The organism is Zoogloea oleivorans (assembly GCF_008107625.1).
GTDB lineage: Bacteria > Pseudomonadota > Gammaproteobacteria > Burkholderiales > Rhodocyclaceae > Zoogloea > Zoogloea oleivorans.
Genome location: NZ_SDKK01000005.1, coordinates 15,134 through 36,193, shown reverse-complemented (window position 1 = coordinate 36,193; position 21,060 = coordinate 15,134). Strand labels below are relative to the sequence as shown.

19 protein-coding genes are annotated in these 21,060 nt (G+C 66.5%); 12 read left to right on the top strand and 7 right to left on the bottom strand.

Annotated elements, in window-relative coordinates:
* Positions 1–67: 67 nt before the first annotated feature.
* From ETQ85_RS06185 to ETQ85_RS06160, 6 genes are read right to left on the bottom strand one after another with little or no spacing between them, the layout of a single operon-like run.
* Complete coding sequence (locus ETQ85_RS06185; protein WP_148578185.1) at positions 68–826, bottom strand: glycosyltransferase family 2 protein; 759 nt, start codon at positions 824–826, stop codon at positions 68–70.
* Entirely contained in the window at positions 823–1,629 is an 807-nt protein-coding gene (locus tag ETQ85_RS06180) for a lysophospholipid acyltransferase family protein (RefSeq protein WP_148578184.1), read from the bottom strand. The genes ETQ85_RS06185 and ETQ85_RS06180 overlap by 4 nt, the downstream gene beginning before the upstream one ends.
* Complete coding sequence (locus ETQ85_RS06175) at positions 1,622–2,461, bottom strand: MipA/OmpV family protein (RefSeq protein ID WP_148578183.1); 840 nt, start codon at positions 2,459–2,461, stop codon at positions 1,622–1,624. Before ETQ85_RS06175 ends, ETQ85_RS06180 begins: the two co-directional genes overlap by 8 nt.
* A 7-nt stretch (positions 2,462–2,468) precedes the next feature.
* The gene (locus tag ETQ85_RS06170; protein ID WP_246128643.1) at positions 2,469–3,497 is read right to left on the bottom strand and encodes a chorismate transformation FkbO/Hyg5 family protein; all 1,029 of its coding nucleotides are present in this window, start codon (positions 3,495–3,497) and stop codon (positions 2,469–2,471) included.
* Positions 3,494–4,834: an NAD(P)/FAD-dependent oxidoreductase gene (locus ETQ85_RS06165; RefSeq protein ID WP_148578182.1), complete on the bottom strand. Its 1,341-nt coding sequence runs from the start codon at positions 4,832–4,834 to the stop codon at positions 3,494–3,496. The genes ETQ85_RS06170 and ETQ85_RS06165 overlap by 4 nt, the downstream gene beginning before the upstream one ends.
* Complete coding sequence (locus ETQ85_RS06160; RefSeq protein WP_246128641.1) at positions 4,831–5,607, bottom strand: phosphatase PAP2 family protein; 777 nt, start codon at positions 5,605–5,607, stop codon at positions 4,831–4,833. Before ETQ85_RS06160 ends, ETQ85_RS06165 begins: the two co-directional genes overlap by 4 nt.
* A gap of 365 nt (positions 5,608–5,972) precedes the next feature.
* Here ETQ85_RS06160 and ETQ85_RS06155 point away from each other — a divergent pair, with 365 nt between their 5' ends.
* The 12 genes from ETQ85_RS06155 to ccmI all read left to right on the top strand — a co-directional run bounded on the left by ETQ85_RS06155 (position 5,973) and on the right by ccmI (position 18,275).
* The gene (locus ETQ85_RS06155; RefSeq protein ID WP_148578180.1) at positions 5,973–9,548 is read left to right on the top strand and encodes an indolepyruvate ferredoxin oxidoreductase family protein; all 3,576 of its coding nucleotides are present in this window, start codon (positions 5,973–5,975) and stop codon (positions 9,546–9,548) included.
* 52 nt (positions 9,549–9,600) lie between these two features.
* Entirely contained in the window at positions 9,601–10,377 is a 777-nt protein-coding gene (locus ETQ85_RS06150; protein WP_148578179.1) for a class I SAM-dependent methyltransferase, read from the top strand.
* Between the two features lie 83 nt (positions 10,378–10,460).
* Positions 10,461–11,168, top strand: a complete 708-nt coding sequence (locus ETQ85_RS06145; protein WP_246128639.1) for a P-loop NTPase family protein — start codon at positions 10,461–10,463, stop codon at positions 11,166–11,168.
* 130 nt (positions 11,169–11,298) lie between these two features.
* A complete protein-coding gene (gene ccmA, locus ETQ85_RS06140; protein ID WP_148578178.1) occupies positions 11,299–11,910 on the top strand; it encodes a cytochrome c biogenesis heme-transporting ATPase CcmA in 612 nt (203 codons plus the stop codon).
* Positions 11,907–12,572: a heme exporter protein CcmB gene (gene ccmB, locus ETQ85_RS06135; protein ID WP_148578177.1), complete on the top strand. Its 666-nt coding sequence runs from the start codon at positions 11,907–11,909 to the stop codon at positions 12,570–12,572. Before ccmA ends, ccmB begins: the two co-directional genes overlap by 4 nt.
* 38 nt (positions 12,573–12,610) lie before the next feature.
* Positions 12,611–13,360 (top strand): heme ABC transporter permease CcmC, encoded by a 750-nt coding sequence (gene ccmC, locus ETQ85_RS06130; protein ID WP_148578176.1) that lies wholly within the window; start codon positions 12,611–12,613, stop codon positions 13,358–13,360.
* Positions 13,357–13,539 (top strand): heme exporter protein CcmD, encoded by a 183-nt coding sequence (gene ccmD / locus ETQ85_RS06125; RefSeq protein WP_148578175.1) that lies wholly within the window; start codon positions 13,357–13,359, stop codon positions 13,537–13,539. The genes ccmC and ccmD overlap by 4 nt, the downstream gene beginning before the upstream one ends.
* Before the next feature lie 3 nt (positions 13,540–13,542).
* Positions 13,543–13,983, top strand: coding sequence for a cytochrome c maturation protein CcmE (ccmE, locus tag ETQ85_RS06120; RefSeq protein WP_148578174.1), 441 nt, complete (start codon positions 13,543–13,545; stop codon positions 13,981–13,983).
* A gap of 15 nt (positions 13,984–13,998) precedes the next feature.
* On the top strand, positions 13,999–15,957 hold the full coding sequence (locus ETQ85_RS06115) for a heme lyase CcmF/NrfE family subunit (protein WP_148578173.1): 1,959 nt from the start codon (positions 13,999–14,001) through the stop codon (positions 15,955–15,957).
* Entirely contained in the window at positions 15,954–16,544 is a 591-nt protein-coding gene (locus ETQ85_RS06110; protein ID WP_407058369.1) for a DsbE family thiol:disulfide interchange protein, read from the top strand. The genes ETQ85_RS06115 and ETQ85_RS06110 overlap by 4 nt, the downstream gene beginning before the upstream one ends.
* A gap of 1 nt (position 16,545) precedes the next feature.
* Positions 16,546–17,037 carry a cytochrome c-type biogenesis protein gene (locus tag ETQ85_RS06105; RefSeq protein WP_148578171.1) on the top strand — a complete coding sequence of 164 codons (492 nt, stop codon included), beginning with the start codon at positions 16,546–16,548 and terminating at the stop codon, positions 17,035–17,037.
* Entirely contained in the window at positions 17,034–18,275 is a 1,242-nt protein-coding gene (ccmI, locus tag ETQ85_RS06100) for a c-type cytochrome biogenesis protein CcmI (protein WP_148578170.1), read from the top strand. Before ETQ85_RS06105 ends, ccmI begins: the two co-directional genes overlap by 4 nt.
* Positions 18,276–18,311: 36 nt before the next feature.
* Here the strand turns inward: ccmI and ETQ85_RS06095 are convergent, their stop codons facing one another.
* Positions 18,312–20,666, bottom strand: a complete 2,355-nt coding sequence (locus ETQ85_RS06095; RefSeq protein ID WP_187394592.1) for a diguanylate cyclase domain-containing protein — start codon at positions 20,664–20,666, stop codon at positions 18,312–18,314.
* Between the last annotated feature and the right edge of the window lie 394 nt (positions 20,667–21,060).

Genomic DNA, 21,060 nt, shown 5'->3' with positions numbered 1-21,060 from the left:
ATTAAATCCATGATCGGCATGGAAAGAAGGACGACGGACATCCGAAGAAGGCTGCGGCGGCATCCCTCTACCCCCGCAGCTTCCTCACCACCAGCCCCGGCAGTCGCAGGATGAAGCCGATGACCAGCCGGGTGTGCATCCAGGTCAGCAGCTTGTTGTCGCGGAAGTAGCGGAAGTGGGACACGCCGCCTTCGTCGGCCCTGAAGTAACGCACCGGGGCCGGCAGGTTGATCGGCCGCACGCCGGCCCAGGCCAGGCGCACCACGGCTTCCGGGTCGAAGTCGAAACGGCGCATCCAGCGCTGGCGGCTCATGATCCTTTCCAGCGGGGCCACCGGATAGACGCGAAAACCGAACAGGGAATCGCCGATGCCCATCCACAGGGTTTCCAGGTTGGCCCACCAGTTGGACACCTCCCGGCCCTTCACCCGCAAGGCCGGCGCGGCGGCATCGAAAACCGGTTTGCCGAGCACCATGCAGCCCGGGTTGCGGGCCGATACAGCCATGAACTCGGGGATGCACGGGGCCGGGTGCTGGCCGTCCGAATCCATCGTCAGCACATGGGTGAAGCCTGCCGCGGCGGCGGCGCGCAGGCCTTCGAGCACGGCGGCGCCCTTGCCCTGGTTTTCCGGCAGCACGATCACCCGGATGCCCGGGTCGGCCGCGGCCATGGCCTGCAGGCGTGCCGGGCTGCCGTCGGTGCTGCCGTCCACCACGAGCCACACAGGGTTCCAGTAACGGCGGGCTTCGCGCACGGTTTCGTCCACCTTGGGGCCGGGGTTGTAGCTGGGAATCAGGACCAGATGGGTGGTGGATGCCTTGATCATGATGCTGCGCTTTCGCAGTTTGGGTTGCCGGGGGGCGCCGGGCCGTCGGCGCTGGTGGACATCTCCCGACGGAAGTAGTCCTCCAGCTCCCCGGTGAAGTTGCGGATATGGGCCGGGGCCTCGAAACGGCGCCCCAGGCGAATGCGGAAGCGCAGCGGCAGTTCCGGCTTGCGAAACAGGGGCCAGGCCTTGCCCAGGTAGGGCGAGCTGAATTCGATGATCAGCGCCTGCAGGGGCACCCGGGCGTTGCTGGCAATCAGGCCGGCGGCGTTGGTGCACGCATCGACCGGAAAATGCAGCGTGCGCGAGCCTTCCGGAAAGATCACCAGGTGCGCCCCCTGCTGCAGTGCGGCGCGGGCCCGCCGGACCATGCTCACCGGCGCGTCGTTGCGGATGTAGCGGGCCAGCCGGGCCGCCGCCCCGAGGAGGATGTTGTCCATCAGCGACGCCTTCATCACGCAGACCGCGTTGGGCAGGCGGGAAACGATCATCACCACATCGAGCAGCGAGGGGTGGTTGGCAACCAGGATCAGGGGCTGGTCGCGACGCAGGGAGTCCAGCGCCGAGAGGTCGAAGCGACAGGCGCAGAAAAGGGTCAGGAAGTGCAGGTACAGGCGGAAACCGACCATGATCGCCACGCGCCCGATAAAACGCCCGGCCCGCGGCGGCAACACGGCACCCAGCAGCGCCCAGGGCAGCCAGCCCAGGCACAGCAGGGCCAGCGCACCGAGCCCCAGCACCATGGCGACGTATTCGTAGGCGGTCCACACCGCGCGCCCCAGGCGCGACACAAGGCTAGTCATCGACCGTCACACGCTGACTCGATTCACCGAAAACCCACGCCACCGCCACCCCGGCAGCCAGGTAATGGCTGCGCGACACCAGCGGGCTGTTCTCGAAGGCGGCGCCCTGCAGGGCGTCGTAGCGCGCGTAGCCACCGACCCAGTAGCCGGGATAGCGCTTCGACAGGGACACCAGGAACTGGCTGCCGCTGTAGCCGCCGTCCGCCGCATAGGCGGGGCGGGCAGGCGTGGCATGGGCCGGTGTCACTTCATAAAAATAGGCGTGCTGGCGCCGGCTGGCAAACAGCGGGCCGCTGCGCAGGCCGAGGTTCCAGCCGGGCAGCGCGGCCATGTCGGTGATGTCCAGGTTGAGGGCCGGCGAGAACACCCAGCCCTCCTGGCGCGGCGGGCCGCTCAGGGTGAAGGCGCTGCGCAGGGGCAGGATCAGCTTGAGGGAACGCGCGTGGCTGTCGCTACGCCACAGGGTGAGGTCGAGCTGCGGACCGATCTCGGCGGTGGCGTCGAGGTCCGGCATGCCGGACCGCGCACCGCTGCGATCGCTGCCCACCGGCGGGGAGGCCGCCAGGCTGATGCCCAGATCGATCCGGTCGCTGTCGAACAGCACCCCGCGAACACCGTGCCGGTCGGCCCGCAGGAAACGGCCGTGATAGGTGAAGTAAGGCACCGGCAAGACGTAGTTGCGCGTCTCGTCGGCACCGCGCCAGGCCGGCAGGCTGAGGACACCGACGCCGGCACCGACCTCCCACAGAGGCTTGTCGGTAGCCGCCACGGCGGGCGCGGCCAGCAGCGGAGCGAGGATCAGGAAGGCACAGCAGAGACGCGAAAGGCGCATGGCGGACTCAGACAAACAGGTGACAGGCCTGGGCTTCGAGCTCGACGAGGAGATCGGCCCGGCACACGTCGGCATGGACATAAACGATGGGGGCCTCGGCCCCCAGGGCCCGGACCAGTTCGGCCTGCACGGCCGCCAGGTGTTCCGGGTGGCGTACATAGGCGCGACCGCTCAACGCGTCGAGCCGGTAGGCCGGACCGGTGCTGACCCGGCTGGCTTCGGCAAGCAGCGCCTCCAGGTTGGCAACGATCTCGCGGGTCTGGGCGGCCGGGTCGCCGTGATGCACGGTGAGGTGCCCGACGATGCTGGCGGTGCCCGACACGAACAGCCATTCCTGCCCCGGCAACCGTGCCAGGGCCGCCCGCGAAAAGGTCGGGCTGCGCGGGCCGTAGTCGGCCGGATAACGGTAGGCGCTGAGCTGGCGGGGGTTCTCCAGCGGGATGCACGGCGCCCGGGCGGCGAGGAAGGCGATGCTCAGGGGGCCACCAGCCACACCCAGCGCACTGGCTGCCGGAATGGTGCAGCCCTGCAGACGATCGGCATTGGCGAAGGCCTGATGACGCCCGATGTTGAACTGGCGGTAGCGCTCCAGGCCGGCGGTCGTGCCGTTGATGTCGTCGAGGTAGTTCCAGACCCGCCACAGGTGGGGATAGCCCTCCTCGGCGAGGACCCGGAACAGGCTCTCGTAGGCCTGCTGACTGGCCCGTTGCAGGGGCGTGGCCCCGGCATCACCGGCGCAATCGCCCTCCGCAAGGGTGATCACGCCGAACAGCAGGTGCGCATCGCAACGGAAATGCACGTCATGGGCAAACCCCTCACGGCCGGCAAGGGCGCCGAACCAGGCCTCGGCGGGCCCGGCACCACCACGGCCAAGCTGCGCCGCAACGATGTGCTGAAAGGGCAGCCCGGTCGTGCCGAAGCCGGCAGGTGCGTCGCGGCCAACCCAGGAAACCCCGAGCAGGGCCGGATCGTCCCGGCTGCCGGCCAACTCGGAAACAGACAGGATGCGATGCAGGCGAGCGTCCTCGTGCCTCACCGGCCGACACCCAGCCCGGTCTCGTCCACCGGCTTGATGTTCACCCGCCGCCGCTGCCAGCCCGCCAGCGACTGACGGAAATTGCCGATGAAGGAGAGGTAGTAGATCACCTTGAAGATGCGCAGGCCGGTCCAGATCGGGGTCTTGCCGAAGATATCGCCGGCCAGCACGGAGAGCAGCGCCTCCTTGACCCGGAAGATGTTGCGCGGCGCCATGAAGATGTCGCGCATGGTCGGGTTGGTGATCCGGTAGATGAACCACGAAAAGGCCTTCGGGCCATGCTTCATGACGTGGTCGAACTGCTTGAGCGCCGCTGCCGCCTCGCGTGGCCGGGACAGGCAGGCATCAATGGCCTTGGCGCCTTCGAAGCCGCTGTTCATGGCCAGCATCACACCGGACGAGAACACCGGGTCGATAAAGGCGTAGGCGTCGCCCAGCAGCAGGTAGTTGCTCCCGTGGTTGCGCTCGGACACATAGGAGAAGTTGCCAGTGGCCTCCGCCTCAGTGACCATTTTTGCGCCCTTCAAACGCTCGGCCAGCGGCGGACAGGTGGCGATGGTGTCGCTGAGGAACTGCCCCAGGCTGCGGCCGGCGCGGGTTTTCATGTAATAGGGCCACACGGTGGCGCCAACACTGGTGGAGCCGTCGGATAGCGGAATGAACCAGAACCAGCCGTGCTCGAACCAGAAGATGGTGATGTCGCCCTCCGCCTGGCCTTCCTTGCGCTCCGCGCCGCTGAAGTGGGCGTACATGGCCGAGCTGTTGTGACGCGGATTCTTGTGCTTGATCTGGAAGCGATTGGCCAGAAACGTGTCGCGCCCCGAGGCATCCACCACGAAGCGGGCCTTCCAGCCGGCTTCGCGACCGTCGTCGTGTTCGGCGCGGATGATCACGCCCTGATCGTCAGGGAGAAAGTCCACCGTCTTGACCTTGCAGCCCTCGATCACCTCGACGCCCTTGCGGGCCGCATTGCGGATCAGGATGTGGTCGAAGTCGGCCCGCTTGACCTGGTAGGCATGCGGCATGGACTTGTCCCAGGCATCGGCGAACTGGAAGGCCTGGCCATGCGCGTGCCAGGGAGAAACGAACTCGGCACCCCATTTTTCCATTCCGATGGCCCGCACCTCGTCGGCCACCCCGAGTTGCTCCAGCAAGGGCAGATTGGCCGGCAGCAGGGATTCGCCGATATGGAAACGTGGATGGTGGGCCTTCTCCAGCAGAACGACGCGATAACCCTTTTGGGCCAGCAAGGGCGCGACGGCGCTGCCGGCGGGACCACCGCCGATCACCAGCACATCGCATTCGGTCAGGGAGTCCTGTTGCGGCCGACCATTCATTCTGCACTTCCTCGAAACAACGATTTGCGCCCGGGCCACAGCCCGCGCGGTTTATACCCCAATACCGGGCCTGCCGTCTTCAACCCGGGCGACAAAACGGCCACCACCAGGGCCAGGGCTGCGCCCGCCAGCACGTCCAGCATGACATGCTGCTTGGTGACCAGCGTGGAAAAAACGATCAGCCCGCACCACAGCCAGTTGGCGCGCCGCAGCCCGCGTCCGGCCCCCATGTCACGCAAGTCCTGGTTCAGCCAGAGAGCCGAATACAGGGCCGTGGCCACGTGCAGGGACGGACACGCATTGCCGCCGGCATCAATGCCCTTCAGGAGCGCATAGCCGGGATAGAGTCCCCAGTCCACATTGGCTGGCGGTACGGCCGTCGGCCAGAAAATGAAGAACAGGATTCCCGCCAGGCACAGGCTGCCGATGTGCCAGCCATAACTGAACAGACGCGCCCGGCTGGGCGCCAGGGCGGGAGGCAGGGACACATAGAACCACAGGGAGGCGTAGGCAACCAGCGACCAGGGCTGAAAGCCCAATACCCGATCGACCCAGGTGAGCGGCATCACGATCACCGGAAACAGGGGCTGCTTGAGCAGATGCAGGTAGGCCGTGAAGAACGTCACCATGAAAAGGCTGGTCCCTGCAGCCTTGAGCCACCACAAGTGGCGCAGACGGGCCAGCACCTCCGCACCGACCGGACGTGCGGCGGGGCCAGCCGGCGCATCCGGAGAAGCCGGCTCATGCAAGCGCAAGACGCGTGATTCAGACAAAAGAACTCCCGAAGGACGTGACATATCCTGAACCCCCTATGTTACGCCGCCCCACTCGCCGGGCCGTGGGCGTGCCCCTGATGCAGACCGAGGGGTGATGGACTGCAGGCGCCGGGCGGCACCGCCTCTCCACTGTGCCCCCGCCCCCGGCAAGAACTGGCCGAAAACCTGTAACAGCCACAGCGATTTTGTAAGCAAACCCTCCCGTCCCCCGACAGATCTGCAACCTCTTTGCCATCAGGGTATCCAATCATTGAGTTGCCCGCCGCCGGCAACTACGCTTGCCTTGCAAGACCTCGGCGGCACGGCCCACAAGGCCTGACCCGCGAGCGCATCGAAAACACAATTTTTGCGAGGAATCCGTCATGGCCGAGCAGGATCCTGTCCGCGCGCTAGCAGTGCCCAATCCCTCCAGCGCGCTTCTCGACGACAAATACACCACCCATTCCGGACGCGTTTACCTGACCGGTTACCAGGCGCTGGTGCGCCTGCTGCTGATCCAGCGCGACCGCGACCGGGCCACCGGGCTCAACACCGCCGGCTTCGTCTCGGGCTATCGCGGCTCGCCGCTGGGCGGCCTCGACCAGACCCTGTGGAAGGCGCAAAAGCACCTGGCCAGCCACGACATCGTCTTCCAGCCCGGCATCAACGAGGACATGGCCGCCACCGCCGTGTGGGGCAGCCAGCAGGTGTCCCTGTCGGCCAAGGCCCGCGTGCAGGGCGTGTTTGCCATGTGGTACGGCAAGGGGCCGGGGGTGGACCGCTGCGGCGACGTGTTCCGCCACGCCAACGCGGCCGGCAGCTCGCAATACGGCGGCGTGCTGGTGATCGCCGGCGACGACCACGCCGCCAAGTCGTCCACGCTGCCGCACCAGACCGACCACTTCTTCAAGTCGATGATGATGCCGGTACTGGCCCCGGCCGGCGTGCAGGAATATCTCGACTTCGGCGTGCACGGCTGGGCCTTGTCACGCTATTCGGGCTGCTGGGTGGCCTTCAAGGCGCTGGCCGACACGGTCGAAACCTCGGCGTCGGTGGATGTGGACCCGCTGCGCGTCACCACCAAGATTCCCGCCGACTTCGCCCTGCCGCCCGACGGCCTCAACATCCGCTGGCCCGACCCGCCGCTGGTGCAGGAAAAACGCCTGCTTCACGCCAAGCTCTACGCGGCCCTCGCCTACTGCCGCGCCAACGGCCTCAACCGGATCGTCATCGACGCACCGCAGCCGCGCCTGGGCATCATCACCAGCGGCAAGAGCTACCTCGATGTGCGCCAGGCCTTTGACGACCTGGGCATCGACGAGCAGCTGGCCGCCGAGATCGGCATCCGCCTCTACAAGGTGGGCATGGTGTGGCCGCTGGAAGCCGAGGGCGTGCGCCACTTCGCCGAGGGGCTGGAGGAAATCCTGGTCATCGAGGAGAAGCGCCAGCTCATCGAATACCAGCTGAAGGAAGAACTCTACAACTGGCGTGAAGACGTGCGCCCGCGCGTCGTCGGCAAGTTCGACGAAAAAGGCGAGTGGTCGATGCAGAGCACCCTCGGGCTGGACGGCCGCATCACCGTGGACCACGGCGAATGGCTGCTACCCGCCGCCGGCGAGCTGACCCCGGCGATGATCGCCCGGGTGATCGCCGCGCGCATCGACCGCTTCTTCACCTCCGAACACATCCAGACGCGCCTCGCCTTCCTCGAAGCCAAGGAGGCCACCCTCGGCCGCCGCGTCTTCGCCATCGACCGGGTGCCCACCTTCTGCCCCGGCTGCCCGCACAACACCTCCACCGTGGTGCCCGACGGCAGCCGCGCGATGGCCGGCATCGGCTGCCATTACATGGCCACCTTCATGCCCGACCGCAAGACCACCACCTTCACCCACATGGGCGGTGAAGGCGTGCCGTGGGTCGGCCAGGCGCCCTTCCTCGACGAACCGCACCTCTTCGCCAACCTTGGCGACGGCACCTATTTCCACTCGGGCCTGCTGGCCATCCGGCAAGCCGTGGCAGCGTTCAACAAGCCGGGCGCCAGCAGCGGCATCACCTACAAGATTCTCTTCAACGACGCCGTCGCGATGACCGGTGGCCAGCCGGTGGATGGCGACCTCACCGTGCCCAAGCTGCTGCGCCAGCTGCAGGGCGAAGGGGTGAACAACATCGTCCTCGTCACCGACGGCACCGACCGGGCCTGGCATGTGGCCGACATTCCCCACGGCATTCCGATCCGCCACCGGGACGAACTCGACGTGATCCAGCGCGAACTGCGCAAGGTGGCCGGCGTGTCGGCCCTCGTTTTCGACCAGACCTGTGCCGCCGAAAAGCGCCGCCGCCGCAAACGCGGCACCTACCCCGACCCGCAAACCCGCGTCTTCATCAACGAGGCGGTGTGCGAAGGCTGTGGCGACTGCGGGCGCGAGTCCAACTGCATGGCCATCCTGCCGGTCGAGACGGAATTCGGCAGAAAGCGCCAGATCGACCAGTCGGCCTGCAACAAGGACTACTCGTGCATGAACGGCTTCTGCCCGAGCTTCGTCACCATTCAGGGCGGCACGCTGCGCAAGGGCCGGGGACAGCAAACGGACGAATCCCGCTTCGGCGCGCTACCGCCGCCGCTGCTGCCATCCACGGCGCGGCCGTGGGGCATCCTCGTCACCGGCGTGGGCGGCACCGGAGTGGTCACCATCGGCGCACTGATCGGCGTGGCCGCGCACCTGGACGGCAAGGGCGTCACCGTGCTCGACATGACCGGCCTGGCCCAGAAGGGCGGCTCGGTGTTCAGCCACATCCGCATCGCCGACCGACCCGACGACCTGCACGCCGTACGCATCGCCGCCGGCGAAGCCAACGCAGTGATCGGCGGCGACCTGATCGTCACCGCCAGCGTCGATGCCCTGGCCAAGATGAGCGTCGGGCGCACCCACGGCGTGGTGAACTGCGCCGAAACGCCAACGTCGGAATTCACCCGCAATCCCGACTGGCAATTCCCCCTCGACAAGATGGAAGCCGCCATCGTCGAAGCCGTCGGCCCCAGTGGCTGCGACTTCCTCGACGCCCAGAACCTGGCCACCAAGCTGATGGGCGACGCCATCGCCACCAACCTGTTCCTGCTCGGCTACGCCTGGCAGAAGGGCTGGGTGCCGATCAGCGAAGCCAGCCTCGACCGGGCCATCGAACTCAACGGCGCCGCCGTGGCAATGAACCGCCAGGCGTTTTTGTGGGGGCGCCGGGCCGCCGTCAACCTGACCGCGGTGGAGCGCGAAGTGACGCCGGCGCCGGTCATCCCGATCCGCCCCGAAGGCCTCGACGAACGCATCGCCCGCCGCGCCGTCATCCTCACCGACTACCAGGACGCCGCCTACGCCGAGCGCTATCGGGATCTGGTCACCCGCGTCCGCGCTGCCGAAGCGCCCCTCGGCAGCACGCGCCTCGGCGAAGCAGTGGCCAGCTACTACTTCAAGCTCCTTGCCTACAAGGACGAGTACGAAGTGGCCCGCCTGTACAGTGACCCGGCCTTCTGGAGCGCGCTGGATTCGCGCTTCGACGGCGACTTCACGGTGAACTTCCACCTCGCCCCAACCTTCTTGGCCCGCCCCGATCCGGCGTCCGGACGGATCAAGAAGCTCGTCTTCGGCCCGTGGATGAAAACCGCCTTCGGCTGGCTCAGCAAGCTTCGTCGCCTGCGCGGCACACCCTTCGATGTCTTCGGCTACCACCCGGAACGCAAGGCCGAGCGGGCGCTGATCCGGCAATACGAAGACGATATCGCGCAGTTGCTGGACGGACTCACGGCCGACACACTCCCGCTGGCAGTGGAAATCGCCAGCCTGCCCGAGGAAATCCGCGGCTACGGGCACATCAAGGCGTGGTCGATGAACAAGGCGGCAGAGAAACGCAAGGCGCTGCTGGCGCGCTGGGGCGGCTTGCCAAAAGGGACAGAACGCGCGGCCTGAATGGCGAGCAGCTACACTGGCGCGAAATTCTTCATTGCGCCGAAGCCTGCCCATGCCCCCCGCCCTCAAAGCCCTCATCGCCCAGCTCCTCGGCTGCACCGCGGCCTTCGCCGCAGCGCGTAGCGGCGTTTTGCCGGCAGGGCTGTGGCCGCTGGTGGCCGTGCAGGCCGCGGCCGCCACCGGCGCCGCCGTCGCCCTCAAAAGCGCCCACTGGTGGCGCTGGATTCACCTCGGTTTCTTGCCGTTGGTGGTCGGCGCACTGCAACTGGGCATTCCCCCCGGCTGGTACCTGGCGGCCTTCCTGGTCTTCGCGCTGATCTACTGGAGCAGCTTTCGCACTCAGGTGCCGCTGTTCCTGTCCAACCGGCTGACCGCTGAAACCGTTGCCGGCCTGCTGCCTGCAGAGCGGCCGGCCAAGCTGCTCGATCTGGGCAGCGGCACCGGCTCGCTGCTGCGCCCCCTGGCCCGGATGCGCCCCGACTGCCGCTTCGAGGGCATGGAGTCGGCCCCGGCACCGTATGCGCTGTCGTGCCTCCTGTCCCGCGCGCAACCCAACATCAGCCTTGCCCGCGGAGACTTCTGGCTCATTCCGTGGTCCGACTACGACGTGGTTTACGCCTTCCTGTCGCCGGTGCCGATGTCCCGGGTATGGAGCAAGGCCAGCGCCGAATTGCGCCCGGGCAGCCTGCTGGTCAGCAACAGCTTTCCGGTGGAAGGCGTGGAGCCGGAATCGGTGGTCGAGGTGGGCGACCGCCGCCGCACGCGCCTGTACTGCTATCTGCCCGCCGGACCGGCGCCTGTCCTCAAAACCGGAATTGCTGTCCCATAAGCCCTCAATTCCTTGCCCCGCCCGGCCGTTAAAGCGCCAATAATGGCGTCATTGCGCCTGGCATTCTGCGAGAGGTTTTCACCATGTCCCGGATCATCTGCATCATCGGCAACAAGGGCGGCACCGGCAAGACCACCCTGTCCCACATGCTCTGTCAGGGCCTCGGGCTCCTCGGCCAGCGTTCTGCCTGCGTGCTCACCGATACCTCCCGCGAGCCCCTGTCGCCCGACGGCCGCCGCTACATCACCGCCGACGCGCGCACCCCGGCGGCACTCCAGAAGGTCGTCGGCAAGCTGCGCACCATGGAAGGCTGGATCGGCGTCATCGACGGCGGCGGCAACCGGGCCGATGTCGATCGCAGCCTCAACGAACTCGCCGACATCGTGCTGCTGCCCTTCCGCGACTCCCACGAAGACCTGCGCACCGTCCTGCGCGACCTCGAAACCTTCCCCCACGCCTACGCCCTGCCCTCCCAGTGGCCCACCAACGCCTGGCAGCGCGACGCCGCCGACCGCAACGTTGCCCAGATCCTCGGCGCCCACAAGCACCGCATCCTGCACCCGGTTCCCAGCCTGTCAGCCTCCAAGCTGCTGCTCCAGAAAACCGCCCCCGACGGTCTGCCTTCCAACCTGGGCAATGCCTGTCGCAGCTTCGCCCGCCAGGTGATGGACGTCCTCGAGATCGGCGCCGCCTACCCCACGCAGCCCCCGGAACGCAGCGACGAGCACGCCGAAGCCGCAGTTCCGCCGACGGTTCTGCCCGAGGGCTACGCCAGCACCGCCCGTCATTAAGTACACCTGCGCCGGCTCACCAACCTCCGTTTAGACCGGCTGCACACGGTTTTCCTTGATATAGCCGGTTTACCCGCCGGGGTCCGTCGGGCAGAATGCGCCGACTCGTCTTTCCGGTTTCCCCCTGCCGATGCTTCGTGCCCACGGCCTTGCCTGCGTTCGCGGTGACCGCCGCCTGTTTTCCGATGTGGACTTTTCCGTCTCTGCGGGGGACTGGTTGCAGGTCGAAGGCGCCAATGGCGCCGGCAAGACCAGCCTGCTGCGCATCGTCGCCGGCCTCGCCCAGGCCGCCGACGGCCATCTCGAATGGGACGGCCAGCCGGTCGACACCGTACGCGACGAGTTCAACGCGCGCCTGCTCTACCTGGGTCACGCGCCGTCCATCAAGGACGATCTGTCCGCCCTCGAAAACCTGCAAACTGCCGCGGCAGTCGCCGGGCGCCCCCTCGACGAAGCCACCGCCCTCGCCGCCCTGCGCCGTATCGGCCTGAAAGGTCGCGAAGACCTGCCCACCCGGGTGCTCTCGCAGGGCCAGAAACGCCGCGTGGCGCTGGCCCGCCTGCTGTGCAGCCAGGCCCGCCTGTGGATTCTCGACGAACCCTTCGTGGCCCTCGACGTAGCCGCCGTGGCACTGCTGTGCAGCATTCTCGACGAGCACCTGGCGCGTGGCGGGATGCTCATGTTTACCAGCCACCAGGCGGTACAGCTCGCCGGCAACGGCGCCAGCCTGAGGCTGTCATGAACGCATTCGTCGCCATCGTCCGTCGTGACCTGCTCCTCGCCGCCCGGCGCAAGAGCGAGGTATTCACGGCCCTGTTCTTCTTCATGATCGTGGCCAGCCTGTTTCCGCTCGGAATCGGGGCCGAAACCAACCTGCTGCGGCGCATCGCCCCGGGCGTGCTGTGGGTGGCCGCCCTGCTGGCCGCCATGCTGTCCCTCAACCGCATGTTCGCCGCCGACCACCAGGACGGAACTCTCGAGCAGATGGCGCTGTCTCCTACTCCGCTGGCCCTGCTGGTGAGCGGCAAGGTGTTCGCCCACTGGCTGACCTCCGGCCTGCCCCTGGTGCTGCTGGCGCCGGTACTGGGACTGCAGTTCGACCTGAGCCCACGTTCCCTCGGAATCCTGATGATTTCCCTGCTGCTGGGCACGCCCCTGCTGTCGCTGATCGGGGCCATCGGCGCAGCCCTGACCCTCGGCGTACGTGGCGGCGGGGTGTTGCTGTCCCTGCTGGTGCTGCCCCTGTATATTCCGGCGCTGATCTTCGGGGCCGGTGCCGTCGAGGCCGACATGGCCGGGCTTGGCGCGGGTGGTCACCTGTCCCTGCTCGGCGCACTACTGGCGCTGGCCACGTTTTTTGCGCCCTGGGCCGCCACCGCCGCGCTGCGTATTGCCCTCGAATAGCGCTTGCAGTCTTCACCTACCTTTAACCGGATTCATCCATGAGTCAGCGTCTCGTCAACTGGTTCAAGTTCGCCGCCCCGGCGACCTTCTACCCCCTCGCCGGCAAGGCCTGGCCGTGGTTCGCCGCCCTCGGCACCGCCCTCGCTGCGGTCGGGCTGTGGATCAGCTTTTTCGTCGCCCCCACCGACTTCCAGCAGGGCGAGGGCTACCGCATCATCTTCATCCACGTACCGGCCTCGTGGATGTCCATGTTCATCTATTGCGTGATGGCCTTCTGGGCCGCCATTGGCATCACCTTCAACACCCGCCTGTCAGGCATGATGAGTTCGGCACTGGCCCCCACCGGCGCGCTGTTTGCCTTCATCTCGCTGTGGACCGGTGCCCTGTGGGGCAAGCCCATGTGGGGCGCCTGGTGGGTGTGGGACGCGCGCCTCACTTCCGAACTGATCCTGCTGTTCCTGTACCTGGGCTACATCGCCCTCACCGCCGCCATCGACGACCCGCGGCGGGCCGACAAGGCCGGCGCCATCGTGTCCCTGGTGGGTGTGGTGAACGTGCCGATCATTTATTTTTCGGTGAAATGGTGGAACACCCTGCATCAGGGCGCGTCTGTATCCATGACCAAGGCACCAACAATGGCCACCACGATGCTGTGGGGCATGCTGATCATGGCCCTGGCCTTCTGGATGTACAGCATCGCCATCGCCCTGTACCGGGTGCGGGCGATCATCCTCGAACGGGAACGTCACGCCACCTGGGTGGCCGAACTGCCGGAGATGCAGGCATGAACTGGGGAAGCACGAGCGAGTTTTTCGCGATGGGAGGCTACGGCCTCTATGTGTGGGGCAGTTTCGGCGTCACCGCCCTGACCCTGCTGATCGAAACCTTGCTGGTCCGGAAGCGTTTTTCCGATACCCGCCGGGCCCTGCGCCGGGAACTGGCGGCCGACAGAGAGAATCAGGAATAAATCATGAAGCCACGTCACAAGCGTTTTGCCATTATCGTCGGCGGACTCGCCGCCCTCGGCATTGCCGCCACTCTGGTGCTCAATGCCTTCCAGAGCAATCTGGTGTTCTTCTTCACACCGACCCAGGTGTCCAAGGGTGAGGCACCCAAAGACCGCACCTTCCGCATCGGCGGACTGGTGAAGGAAGGCAGCCTGCAACGCACCGACATCACTGCCCGCTTCGTCGTCACCGACACGGCCAAGGAAATCCCGGTTTCCTACACAGGCATCCTGCCCGACCTCTTCAGCGAGGGCAAAGGCGTCGTGGCCCAGGGCAACCTCGGGGCGGACGGCCAGTTCACCGCCACCGAAGTCCTCGCCAAGCACGACGAGAACTACATGCCGCCGGAGGCCCAGGCCGCCGTCGATCAGGCCCACGAAGCCTCGAAGACCCTCAAGCAGTAAGCCGGGAGGCGCCCCATGATTCCTGAAATCGGCAGTTTTGCCCTCATCCTCGCCCTGCTTGTCGCCCTGGTTCAGGGCACGCTGCCCCTGATCGGCGCCCAGCGCGGCATTCCCGCCTGGATCGCCCTTGCGCGGCCGGCCTCGGCAACCCTCTTCCTGCTGATCGCGGTGTCCTTCAGCTGCCTCACGGCGAGCTTCATCAACAACGACTTCTCGGTGCTCTACGTCGTCCAGCACTCCAACTCCAAGCTGCCCATCGAGTACCGCATTGCCGGCGTATGGGGCGGCCATGAAGGCTCCCTGCTGTTGTGGGTGCAGATGCTGGCCCTATGGGCCCTGGCCGTGGCGGCCTTCTCGCGCAGCCTGCCGGACGACATGGTGGCCCGGGTGCAGGGCGTGCTCGGCCTGGTGGCCGCCGGCTTCATCCTGTTCATCCTGACCACCTCCAGCCCCTTCGAGCGCCTGCTCCCCGGCGCCGATGACGGTCGCGACCTGAACCCGCTGCTGCAGGACCCGGGCCTGATCTTCCACCCGCCAATGCTCTACATGGGCTATGTGGGCTTCTCGGTGGCCTTCGCCTTCGCCATTGCGGCCCTGCTGTCCGGCCGCCTCGATGCCGCCTGGGCGCGCTGGTCACGCCCGTGGACGACCGCTGCGTGGATCTTCCTGACCCTCGGCATCGGCCTCGGCTCCATCTGGGCCTATTACGAGCTGGGCTGGGGTGGCTGGTGGTTCTGGGATCCGGTCGAAAACGCCTCCTTCATGCCCTGGCTGGTCGGCACCGCACTGATCCACTCGCTGGCGGTCACCGAAAAGCGTGGCAGTTTCAAGAACTGGACCGTATTGCTGGCCATCGGCGCCTTCTCCCTGTCCTTGCTGGGTACCTTCCTGGTGCGCTCCGGCGTGCTGAGTTCGGTGCATGCCTTCGCCTCCGACCCCAAGCGCGGCGTGTTCATCCTGCTCTTCCTGGTTGTCGTCGTCGGTGCGTCCCTGACCCTGTTCGCCTGGCGGGCGCCCAAAGTCAGCCTCGGCGGCGCCTTCTCGCTGATCTCGCGGGAAACCTTCCTGCTGATCAACAACGTCCTGCTGCTGTCGGCCACCGGCGCCGTGTTCCTCGGCACGCTGTACCCGCTGGTGATCGACGCCCTGAACCTGGGCAAGCTGTCGGTCGGCCCCCCGTATTTCAACGCGGTCTTTGCGCCGCTGATGGTGCCGGTGCTGTTCCTGATGGCACTCGGCCCGGTGGCCCGCTGGAAGCAGACCAATCTGGCCGACATCGTGCGGCCCCTGCGCTGGGCCTTCGGCATTGCCGTAGCGGTGGGTGTCAGCGTGCCCTTCATCGCCGGCGCCTGGTCGGCCGGCGTGGCGCTGGGCATCGGCCTGGCGGCGTGGATCGTCGGCTCATCGGTGGTACAAATCATCGCGCGGGTCAAGTCGAGCCTGCCGCCGCGGGCCTTCTGGGGCATGCATCTGGCCCACATCGGCATCGCGGTCACCGTGGTCGGCATCGTGATGGTCAAGTACTATGAGTCCGAACGCGACGTACGCATGGCGCCGGGCGACACGGTCAAGACCGGCGACTACCTGATCCGCTTCAAGGGCGTCGAAAGCGCACCCGGCCCCAACTACACGGCTGCGCGCGGCAACCTCGAACTGATCCGCGACGGACAGGTGGTGATGCAACTGCACCCGGAGAAGCGCAAGTATCTGTCTTCGGCCATGCCGATGACCGAAGCCTTCATCGACCCGGGCCTGACCCGCGACATCTACGTATCCCTCGGCGATCCGCTCGAAGGCGGCGACGGTGCATGGAGCGTGCGCGTGTATTACAAGCCCTTCGTCAGCTGGATCTGGGCCGGCGCCGTACTCATGGCCCTCGGCGGCATCCTCGCCGCCAGTGATCGTCGCTACCGCCTCAAATCCACTGCTGCCAAGGCCTCTGCTGGTCTGGCCGCCCACGGAGCCGCATCTTGAAACGCTTCCTGATTCCCCTCGGCCTGTTCCTGGTCCTGGTCGTCTTCCTCGCCGTCGGTCTCAACCGCGACCCCCACGAAGTGCCCTCCCCGCTGGTGGGCAAGCCGGCGCCGGAGTTCAAACTGGAAAAGCTCGGCGAGCCGGGCAAGACCTTCTCTCCGGCCGACATGCGCGGCCAGGTGTGGCTGCTCAACGTGTGGGCCTCCTGGTGCGTCTCGTGCCGTGCCGAACACCCGCTGCTGGTGGCCTTTGCCAAGCAGGGCGGCGTGCCCATCGTCGGCCTCAACTACAAGGAAGTGCGCGGCGACGGCGAGACCGACGTGAAGAAGCTCGCCGCCGACCAGGAGATCGTCCTGACCCGCCAGCGTGCAGCTGGCTGGCTGAGTCGCCACGGCAATCCCTACACCCTGTCGGTACTCGACATGGACGGCCGGGTCGGCATCGACTACGGCGTGTATGGCGTGCCGGAAACCTACCTGATCGACAAGAAAGGCGTGATCCGCTTCAAGCAGATCGGCCCGATCACCCCCGAGGCACTGCAGCAGAAGATTCTTCCGCTGGCCAAGAAGCTTGCCGAGGAATCCTGACATGAAACAACGCCTCATCACCGCAGCCGCAGCGCTGCTGCTTGCCCTGCCCCTCGCCCACGCCGGCGAGGCCACCCCGATGGCCGAAGATCCGGTCGTCGAGGCCCGCATGGTGGCCATTTCCGAAGAGCTGCGCTGCCTGGTGTGCCAGAACGAAAGCCTCGCAGCGTCCCACGCCGAACTGGCCGAAGACCTGCGCCGTGAAGTGCGCACGCTGGTCCGCGAGGGCAAGACCGATCCGGAGATCAAGGAATATCTGGTCAGCCGCTACGGTGACTTCGTGCTCTACCGTCCGCCAGTCAAGCCGACCACCTGGTTTCTGTGGTTCGGCCCCTTCGTGATTCTTGGCGGTGCCGTCATCGGTCTGATCGCCTACCTGCGCCGCCGCGCCGGCAAGGTCGTCGCCCCCGCCCTCTCCGCCACCGACAAGGCCGCCGCCAAGGCCCTCCTTACCGGTCAGGATTCCCCCAATTCCCCGAAAGACCAGGCATGACCGCCTTCTGGATCGCCGCCGGGCTGCTTACCGCCTTCGCCCTCGCCATCATCTGCTGGCCGCTGCTGCGCCAGCGCCACACTGCCAGCACCTCCCGCAAGGCCCTCAACACCGCCATTTACCGCGACCAGATGGCCGAGCTCGACCGAGATCTGGCCAGCGGCACCGTCTCCCGCGACGACCACGCCATCGCCCGGGAAGAACTCGAACGCCGGGTGCTCGAAGATGTAGCCGATGACGGTGACACCCCGTCCGCCGCCCGCCGCCTGCCGCGCACCGCACTGGCCCTCGGCATTACCCTGCCGGCCGCCGCCGTAGCCCTGTATTTCGTCCTCGGCAACCCGGCAGCCATGGACCCGACCGCCCAGAAAGGCGTCGCCCCAACGGCCGCCGAAGTCGAGAAAATGGTGGGTACGCTGGCTGAAAAGCTCGAACAAAACCCGGACAACCTGCAAGGCTGGGTCATGCTCGGCCGCAGCTACAAGGTCATGGGGCGCTTCGACGAAGCCGCCCGCGCCTTCGAGAAGGCCGGTTCCGCCATGGAAAGCGAGCCCGAACTGATGCTGGAAGTGGCCGAACTGTCCGCCGAGCAGAACCAGGGCAAGGTCGAAGGCAAGGGCCTGATCCTGCTCAAGCAGGTCCTCAAGGATCAGCCGGACAACCCGCAAGCCCTCGTGCTGGCCGGCACCGACGCCTACTTCCGCCAGAACTACCCCGAGGCCGCCCGCTACTGGGAACGGGTGCTCGCCCAGGTGCCGCCGGATTCCGAGGATGCCCGCAACCTCACCGCCGGCCTCGAAAAAATCCGCAGCCTGATGGGCCAGGGCCAGCCCGCCGCCAAACCGGCACCGAAGGCCGACACCACCGCCCAGCCGGAAGCCAGGGCAACCGGCGCCACCTCGGTCAGCGGTCGGGTCAGCCTGGCACCGGCCCTGAAAGGCCAGGCCGGTCCGGATGACACGGTATACATCTTCGCCCGTCCCGCCGACGGCCCGCGCATGCCGCTGGCCGTGCTGCGTGTAAAGGTGTCCGACCTGCCGAAGGATTTCAGCCTGGATGACAGCATGGCCATGCGTCCGGACCTGAAGATTTCGTCTGCCGCCACGCTGCGCATCGAGGCCCGCGTCTCGAAGACCGGCGACGCCATCGCCAAGCCGGGTGACCTGAGCGGCGAGCTCACCCCGGTCAAGCCGGGCGCCACCAAGCTCCAGCTGGTCATCGACAAGGTCGTGCAGTAAGGCCCGACACACCCCCGGCAGACGCGTCAAGCGCGTTCAGCCGGGGCTCTCCATGTAGAAGCGGATGGCGTTGCGCCCCGCCGCCTTGGCCTGATACATCGCAATATCGGCCCGCTTGATGAGTTCATCCCGCGTCTCCGCGTGCCCCAGGAACGGGCACACACCAATGCTCGCCGAGCACCGGTGGGTCACATCCGCGCCGATGCCGGGCACACTCAGGCGATAGGGTTCGGCCAGCACCTGACGCAGCTTCTCGGCAACCCGGGCAGCGGCATCGCAACCTGCCTCATCAAGGTTTTCCAGGATCACCACGAACTCGTCGCCTCCCAGGCGCGCCACGGTGTCCGTCTCCCGCACCGAACGCGTCAGGCGGTGAGCCACCTCGACCAGCAACTCGTCACCGATGACGTGACCATAGCTGTCGTTGAGCCCCTTGAAACCATCCAGATCGAGGAACATCAGCGCCCCGTGACTGCGGGTACGGGCGCTGGCGGCGAGGGCCTGATCCAGCCGGTCGTGGAACAGGCGACGATTGGGCAACTGGGTGAGCGGGTCGTAAAAGGCCAACTGGTGGATCTTCTCCTCGGCCTTGCGGCGTTCGGTGATATCGGAAAAAGCCGCCACGTAATGGGTGACCTGCCCGCGCCCGTCGCGGACCGCCGAAATCGTCACCCACTCGACGAACACCTCGCCGCTCTTCCTCCGGTTCCAGATTTCCCCCTGCCAGAAACCATCCCGCGCCAGCCCTTCGTACAGGTGCCGATAGAACTCCGTGCTGTGACGCCCCGAACGGAGCAGGCTCGGCGTCTGCCCGATGGCCTCGGCGGCCGAATAGCCGGTCATCGCGGTAAACGCCTGATTGACCCGCACGATGCGTTTGTTCACATCGGTGATGAAGATGCCTTCCTGGGTCTCGAAGGTCGCCGCGGCGATGCGCAGCTCGCTTTCAGTCTCCTTCGCCGCGGTGATGTCGGTCGCAAAACCCTGCCAGGTAACCACTCCGCCCTCACCCGCCTCGGGCAGCGCATCGATCCGCATCCAGCGCACCCCACGGCGGGGATGATTGAGACGGCACTCCATGCGCCACGGCGCAAGGTGGGCGGCCGACTCCCGCAGAGCCGCCATGAAACCCGGCAGATCGTCCGGATGGATGAGGGCATGCAGGGCCGCCGCACAGCCGGTCAGGGCGGCCGGCTCGACACCGCACAGATCGCGGATCGCATCACTGGCAAAGGGCAGGCTGTGCGCCCCGTCGGCCCCGACGCGATACTGGAAAACCAGGCCGGGAATCTGCGCCACGATGCCCCGCAGACGCTGATTGAAGGTGTGCTCCGCAGCCCGCGACTCACCCTCCAGAATCGCACTCAGCAATCCATTGAAAGCGCCCGCCAGCTCGCCGATTTCATCATCCCGACGCACCGGCAACGGCTGTCGGGGGATCACCCCGTCACGCATGCGGCCAAGCAGTTCGGCGGCCTCGCCGAGGGGCTGCAGTTGCCGGCGCAACCACCACCAGGCAACGGTGCCAGCCAGAACGGTCAGCACCATCGACACTCCCAGAACCCGCCACTGCAGCCTGTAGATCGGCGCAAACGCCTCTTCGGCAGGCAGCACCGCCTGCATCAACCAGCCCGCCGAGGGCACCCGCCGGCTCGACGACAGCTCCACCACGCCGCGCGAACTGCGCGCCAGGCCGGAGCCCTCGTAACCCGCCAGATAGCGGTCGTAGACCGGATTGAGACCCGGGGGCGGCCCTGGCTTCATGACCCGGCTCTTGTCGGTGGCCGCAATGAAAATGCGCTGGCGCGGATCGGTCAGCAGATAACCGCCCTCGCGCCCAAAGCGGTTGGCGCCGATCTCGTCGAGAAAGTTGGGAAGCGCCAGATTGGTCAGGCCGATCACACTACCGATGACTTCACCATTCGCACCACGAATCGGCACGATCATCGGCACCACCGGCTGATGGGTCGTCTTGCCGATCAGCGCCGCGCCCACCACGCTGCGACCCCCTTCGAGCGTCTCCCGAACCGCCTCCACATCGAGGTAATTGACGCCGCGCCGGCCCAGCACATCGGGCAGACTGATCAGCGCCATCCCGCTCCGGTCGGTAACCAGCACCCCCCAGTTGAAGAGGGTATGCAGCACCTCCTGATGACGCAGCTCCGCATCGAGCAGCTCGACCCGGGTCAGCTTGGTCGCGTCGATACCCGCGGCGACCGCCTTCAGGGCCCGCATGCGCTCGGAAACCGACCGATCGACCTCATCGGCCAGCAGGGTCACCACCGAGAACTGCTGGGCCGAGAGCGTCGCCTGCATCTCATCGCGCAAAAAATACCCCAGCACCAGCGTTGTCGCCCACAAGACAAGCAACACACCGAACAAGGCTCCCACGGCAAGCCGCGTCCGCAAGGAGCGGAACCGGAGTCCAAGCCTTTTGCCGAACCTCACGTTCATCTCCCGCGGATCATCGCAGCTGTTCTCGCCACGTTTCTGTTCTTCATTGATCAAGCTTAATCCCTCTCAGGGCCTCCGAAAGCGCCGATGGGGCATCCGATTTGGCGCAGACACCATAGGCAAACCCTATCCTTGCAATGCGTATATTCAATTGGCCTGTAACCCGACACTCCCATAGCATCACTTCCTCAACGGCGCGCCGGGGCATAAAAAGCCCCCAAATCCCAACAGAGACCTCATCCCGGCGCAGCCTTTTTTACACACATCCGACCCGGTCCCCGCACCGGGTCGGACATCATCGGCCGACAACGGGTCGGGCATACTTGACGGC

Coding starts and splice junctions, on each gene's coding strand:
- ETQ85_RS06185 (WP_148578185.1), bottom strand. CDS start 826: ATGATCAAGGCATCCACCACCCATCTGGTCCTGATTCCCAGCTACAAC.
- ETQ85_RS06180 (WP_148578184.1), bottom strand. CDS start 1,629: ATGACTAGCCTTGTGTCGCGCCTGGGGCGCGCGGTGTGGACCGCCTAC.
- ETQ85_RS06175 (WP_148578183.1), bottom strand. CDS start 2,461: ATGCGCCTTTCGCGTCTCTGCTGTGCCTTCCTGATCCTCGCTCCGCTG.
- ETQ85_RS06165 (WP_148578182.1), bottom strand. CDS start 4,834: ATGAATGGTCGGCCGCAACAGGACTCCCTGACCGAATGCGATGTGCTG.
- ETQ85_RS06155 (WP_148578180.1), top strand. CDS start 5,973: ATGGCCGAGCAGGATCCTGTCCGCGCGCTAGCAGTGCCCAATCCCTCC.
- ETQ85_RS06150 (WP_148578179.1), top strand. CDS start 9,601: ATGCCCCCCGCCCTCAAAGCCCTCATCGCCCAGCTCCTCGGCTGCACC.
- ETQ85_RS06145 (WP_246128639.1), top strand. CDS start 10,461: ATGTCCCGGATCATCTGCATCATCGGCAACAAGGGCGGCACCGGCAAG.
- ccmA (WP_148578178.1), top strand. CDS start 11,299: ATGCTTCGTGCCCACGGCCTTGCCTGCGTTCGCGGTGACCGCCGCCTG.
- ccmB (WP_148578177.1), top strand. CDS start 11,907: ATGAACGCATTCGTCGCCATCGTCCGTCGTGACCTGCTCCTCGCCGCC.
- ccmC (WP_148578176.1), top strand. CDS start 12,611: ATGAGTCAGCGTCTCGTCAACTGGTTCAAGTTCGCCGCCCCGGCGACC.
- ccmD (WP_148578175.1), top strand. CDS start 13,357: ATGAACTGGGGAAGCACGAGCGAGTTTTTCGCGATGGGAGGCTACGGC.
- ccmE (WP_148578174.1), top strand. CDS start 13,543: ATGAAGCCACGTCACAAGCGTTTTGCCATTATCGTCGGCGGACTCGCC.
- ETQ85_RS06115 (WP_148578173.1), top strand. CDS start 13,999: ATGATTCCTGAAATCGGCAGTTTTGCCCTCATCCTCGCCCTGCTTGTC.
- ETQ85_RS06105 (WP_148578171.1), top strand. CDS start 16,546: ATGAAACAACGCCTCATCACCGCAGCCGCAGCGCTGCTGCTTGCCCTG.
- ccmI (WP_148578170.1), top strand. CDS start 17,034: ATGACCGCCTTCTGGATCGCCGCCGGGCTGCTTACCGCCTTCGCCCTC.